The sequence below is a fragment of the Halomonas sp. AOP27-A1-41 genome (assembly GCF_052378605.1).
Lineage (GTDB): Bacteria > Pseudomonadota > Gammaproteobacteria > Pseudomonadales > Halomonadaceae > Vreelandella > Vreelandella citrativorans.
Map to the genome: position 1 here is coordinate 1 of NZ_JBQSXT010000047.1, position 4753 is coordinate 4753.

The window sequence follows — 4753 nt, forward strand, 5'->3', positions numbered from 1 at the left end:
ATGCTCGCCAACTGGTGTAAAAAGCTGATGCAAAAAGGTGGCCGGGTTAAATCCAAACTGGCTGCAAGCACTGCAGAAACGTATTTATCGAACATTGCACGCCCGCTGGTAGCGCACAGTCAATCCCTTGGGGATGTTCAAGCTGCCAGTGCCGATCAGTGGGAAGCGCTGTATGAAAACGTATTAAACAGTGCTAAAAATCCCACTTCCAGAGCGAAAATGCGAAATCGTCTTGATGATTTTCATCATTTTCTCGTTGATTCCTTCGCACTCCCCCACATCGACCTCGACAGTGCCAATGCAGAAAAACAGCGCGTCGATGTGAATATTATTACACCCGCCGAATTTCGCCGCGCTTTGGCGCTGATTGAGTCCTCACAGCAGCCCGAGCGCTTTCGCACGATGCAAAAGCTTGCTTTGATACTGGGTTACCGTCTCGGGATCCGCCGCAGCGAGTGCGCAGGGTTGCAAATAAAAGATGTCGCCTACCTATTTGATAACGACGCTTTCGATGGCGAGATCATCATTAGATCCAATGAATACCGAAAAGGCAAAAGCTATTCGGCAACACGACGGTTGCCGCTATGGTTACTGATGCCAGAAGAGCGAAAGCAACTTATCGAGTGGGTAAAACGTCGCCAGGGCGAAATCACTACCCAACAGGTAACTAAACAACTGCTTTTCTGTCGCAGCGGCAATGGCCGACTGCTTCTGGAAGATAAAGCACTTTTTAAACCGATACAAACTGCCTTAAAAACAGTCAGTGGCGACAATACTCTTCGCTACCATCATCTGCGGCATAGTTTCGTGACGTTCACTTTATTGCGTCTATTGGAGCAAGTGAATGGAGAACTCCTACCACGCGCATGGGTACTGGATGACCATCGCTATATCGCGATGCCAAACACCGATACCGATATTTCGGCCTTAGCTGGTCTTGCGCCTCAAGACAGGCCTTCGCGTAAACGGCTTTGGCAACTCGCACTCTGGGCGGGGCATGCAAGTCCCGATGAGACGCTTAGCTCGTACACCCACTCTCTCGACTGGATCCTTGGGCAAACCTTGCGTGAACGTTTTAACCCCACCCTCAATATCGATCAACAATTCGCACTACTTAATTTATCGACTAGAACAGCATTGAGCAGTTGGCGTAACCGTCGCGGGCTCAAAGGACAGACGCAAGCCGGCGTGCTATTGCAATATATGCAGGATGAGTGGCAGCCATATCTGGCAGATGACCCGCTGGAGAAAGAATGGCAGCCCTATCAACCGCCCACCGAGAATCCGCTCGATAACCCTTTCGAAGCCTCGTTCGACTGGCCCGAAGCCACGACGATTTATCAAAGCCTGCGGCTTGTCGAACAACAAGAGATGCATAGCATACCGTTTGGCGACGCTATCCACCGGACAGCCAGCCGATTCGTACTCGACCCAGATCAGCTATCTCTTTGGTTGGAGCATGGCGAAGCATTAATGCAACGTAAAACACGAAGAACCAATCAACAGTTTAGTCGCGAAGATAACCGCAATGACCGTTCTCGCCGCGTGGCATCGCAACGTATCTATATGCCAGAGCTTCAACGCTGTATGGCACCGCCTATCAAACCAGCGGTACTAAGAGAGGCCGGGCAGTTTTTTCACCGCCTGCTCGACTGGCATCAGTCACAGCCCGATATCGCAGAAGAAAGCCTAGTGACGTTGCGCAATCATATGCAGCGTAGCACCGGACAGGTCGAGCTACCCAATGCTGATGCCATTAATAGCGTCCACGAACTGTTGCGACCGCTGCATTGTTTTAAGCATGTTTACCTCGTGGTCGAAGCCGAGATAGCGGCCAAGGAAAAGAGCATCAAACGCTACTGGTCCAATGCGACCGACATTCCCCACACGCGCATTGAGTTGATTCCAACGCCCTCGCCTTCTGGCCGGACACGCCACTGGCATGGGAATGCCAATCTCAAAATCACGCGGGGGCATTACCAAGACCGTCATCAACCCTTATGGGAAGCTGTACGCTTCGCCGCCTTTATGACGATGCTGGTATTGGGTCTGGGAGACGACGAGCAGCTGCCGGTGACATCATCATTAACTAACGGCGGTAAGGAACCCATCGGGAATCAAAGTGCCCGGCTTAACGGTGGGGCTTAAAAACTTATCCCCACCGCTTAATTTAGAAGTGGTGGGGATAAGTTGAATAGTAAGCAACACTCTTAGCCTAGCTGCTCAGCACCTCGTACGCGTTAATAAAACAAAGCTTCTGACTAGCGAAATTAGCCCACTTGGCGGTTACCTGTATGCGCTGGCCCATTAGCGGTACACCTTGCTCGGTAATATGGCGATCTGTGAGATAAAAACGACAGTTTCCCTTTTCACAAATCAAGTAAAGCGACCAAACCTGATGCTGCATCAACCATTCAGGCCCTTCGACGCCAGCAACGTAAACCTCACCTTCAAACTGACGTCCTGCCTTTTGAGTAGTTATCTGCGATGTTACTGCCATGCTTGATCCTCCCAGGCCCAAAGCGTGCGCTCTAATTCCGCAAGAAGACGCGGGATCGCTTGGCGATTAGCGTCAAGGCCAAGTTGTTGAAGGGTGCGCCCTACCCAGGTCGTTAACGCATCCAGGTTGCTGTTTTCTTGCCCATCACCAAGCCACATCACGAGCGCGCAGCCAGAAGCTAAGCTGGTAGCGGAGGCCAAGGACTCCGCCAAACGCCGTTCAAGGCGGCGCTGTGATTGGTGGGCTGCCGTGACGCGCAGGGAGTGTTCGATATCGTCGCGGTTCAATTTTAGAGTATTGAGCTGTTTCATCGTCATCTCCTAGGCGCGTTTCTGGTTAAGCATGCGCTCAAACGCAGAGCCGTCTTGGCGCGTTAGGTTGGGCACAAAGCGTGAGTAAACACGGAAAAGCATTTCCGTCGTGGTATGGCCCATCTGGCGTGCTATCCACTCGGGGCTCTCGCCTGCCGCAAGCCACAATGTCGCCGCAGTATGGCGTGTCTGATAAGGCCGTCGCTTATTCAACCCCAGTTCTTCTAGCAACGGATACCAGACGCGCTTAGTGACGTTATGATGCGATAGCGCGGTGCCTTTGCGCGTGGTGAAGACTAAGCCTGTCTTCCCCGTGACTTCAAACTGAGCCTTCAAGGCATCGAAGACCGGCTGCGACATATCAATCGCACGAAAGGACCCATCGTTCTTAGTGGGCACAACCTTGCCGTTCACCACCGCTTGATGCACTAGAATCTGACGTCGAGAGAAATCAACATGCTCCCAGGTTAAACCGTCAATCTCGCCAGTCCGCATGCCGGTGAAGAAGCGCACGGTGTAGTACTGACGAAAGTCATCGCGGACGTTACTGATGATCCGCTGCACCTCATCTAGGGAAAACGGCTCCACATCGGTGCGTGGCACATTGAGCGATTTAATCCCGCGGTACGGTGAGCTAAACTCATAGCGGTCGGCGGCTTCATTCAGCATCATGCGCAATGGCGTCATGATGTGGTTAATGCGACTGGCAGAGAGTTTCTTGCCGCTCCGGGTGTTTACTTTGGCGAGTGAGGCCCGGAACTCAAGAATTTCTGCACGGGTGATGCTGCCGACTTCTTTATGCCCTAACGCAGGCAAAATATGTCGATCCAGACATCCCTGCACGGTGACGATCTGTGACTCGCGCCATTCGATCTCTTTCTCCGCAAACCACGTCTCAGCAAAGCCGCGCAGTAATGGCGTCGCTTGATAACCTCCTAAGGTAGTCAGCGCACGTTTGCTTAACGTTTTTGCTCGCGGGCTATCCGGGAAGTAGCGTCCATAATCAAACGAGCCCAGCGTAATCTCCGCTTCAATTTTCTCCAGGATTCGCTCTAGCTTTTTCCGGTTAGCCGCCGTGTTATCTAGTGACGTTTGTTCGCGGCAGCGTTTACCTAGATACCGAAAATCAAAAAATAGCTTATTAGCATTCTCTCTAACTCGTATCTTACCCATAACAAAGACCTCCTCCTGCCATGGGTACGCCAACACTCTCCTCTTTAGAGTGCAGTTGCATATCCCGCTCGATCGGCTCCCACAAATAAAGGATCTTGCGCCCGCCAAACGGTCGGATGTAATGAATCCCCTCTAGCAACACGTTGTCCTTAAGGCGTTCACGAATAGTGCGCGCGTCGTACTTGATGCGGTCAGCAAGTTCAGATGTTGTTAGATAGCAATAAGACATTTTTCCTCTCCTCGTGATAAGGTCTCAGAAGCTCATTAAAACTTTCCAAGGCACTTAATGATCTTCTGAAGATCATATTAGACCAAAATAGGTCTTTTGCAAGCCTTTTAGATCTACAGAAGATCAAATAACCTTACAGAGAGACATTATGATCAAATGCCATCTATCTAAAATCATGGGGGAGAGAAAACTGAAAATCGTTGATGTGGCCCGTGATACCGGTATTAATCGGGGCACCATCACACGGCTCTATCACGAAACAGCAAGCCGGATAGAGCTCGAAGCTGTGGAAGCGTTATGTCGGTATTTTGACTGCCAGGTAGGAGACTTATTTGAACTTCAGGTGGATAACGATACAGATTAAAGTGAATGATAATTGGTTCAACCTAAGTAAAAACGAAATTTACCTCGGCCATGCAGAATGCAACAATTTTTAGGCTTACCAGGTCGGACCTTTTGCTAAGTCATGGTGATCCGAGCGCGCCGATTGAATAACCTTACCATAGCTTTTTCTGGTGGCATGGCTAAGGCAGATAACGA

6 protein-coding genes are annotated in these 4753 nt (G+C 50.7%); 2 read left to right on the top strand and 4 right to left on the bottom strand.

Features of this window, described 5'->3' with window-relative positions:
* Nucleotides 1-2148 (top strand): tyrosine-type recombinase/integrase (locus tag ACT3TC_RS16940; RefSeq protein WP_444641127.1); only part of this gene is annotated, 2148 nt, incomplete at its 5' end.
* Nucleotides 2149-2215: 67 nt separating this feature from the next.
* On the opposite strand, the gene ACT3TC_RS16945 is transcribed toward ACT3TC_RS16940, so the two are convergent.
* The 4 genes from ACT3TC_RS16945 to ACT3TC_RS16960 are packed head-to-tail and all read right to left on the bottom strand — an operon-like array spanning nucleotide 2216 to nucleotide 4213.
* The gene (locus ACT3TC_RS16945) at nucleotides 2216-2500 is read right to left on the bottom strand and encodes a hypothetical protein (protein ID WP_444641129.1); all 285 of its coding nucleotides are present in this window, start codon (nucleotides 2498-2500) and stop codon (nucleotides 2216-2218) included.
* Complete coding sequence (locus ACT3TC_RS16950; RefSeq protein ID WP_444641131.1) at nucleotides 2491-2811, bottom strand: hypothetical protein; 321 nt, start codon at nucleotides 2809-2811, stop codon at nucleotides 2491-2493. The genes ACT3TC_RS16945 and ACT3TC_RS16950 overlap by 10 nt, the downstream gene beginning before the upstream one ends.
* 9 nt (nucleotides 2812-2820) lie before the next feature.
* A complete protein-coding gene (locus ACT3TC_RS16955) occupies nucleotides 2821-3984 on the bottom strand; it encodes an Arm DNA-binding domain-containing protein (protein WP_444641133.1) in 1164 nt (387 codons plus the stop codon).
* Nucleotides 3977-4213: a hypothetical protein gene (locus ACT3TC_RS16960; RefSeq protein ID WP_071694560.1), complete on the bottom strand. Its 237-nt coding sequence runs from the start codon at nucleotides 4211-4213 to the stop codon at nucleotides 3977-3979. The genes ACT3TC_RS16955 and ACT3TC_RS16960 overlap by 8 nt, the downstream gene beginning before the upstream one ends.
* A gap of 148 nt (nucleotides 4214-4361) precedes the next feature.
* Here ACT3TC_RS16960 and ACT3TC_RS16965 point away from each other — a divergent pair, with 148 nt between their 5' ends.
* Nucleotides 4362-4577, top strand: a complete 216-nt coding sequence (locus ACT3TC_RS16965) for a helix-turn-helix domain-containing protein (RefSeq protein ID WP_180093538.1) — start codon at nucleotides 4362-4364, stop codon at nucleotides 4575-4577.
* Nucleotides 4578-4753 lie beyond the last annotated feature (176 nt).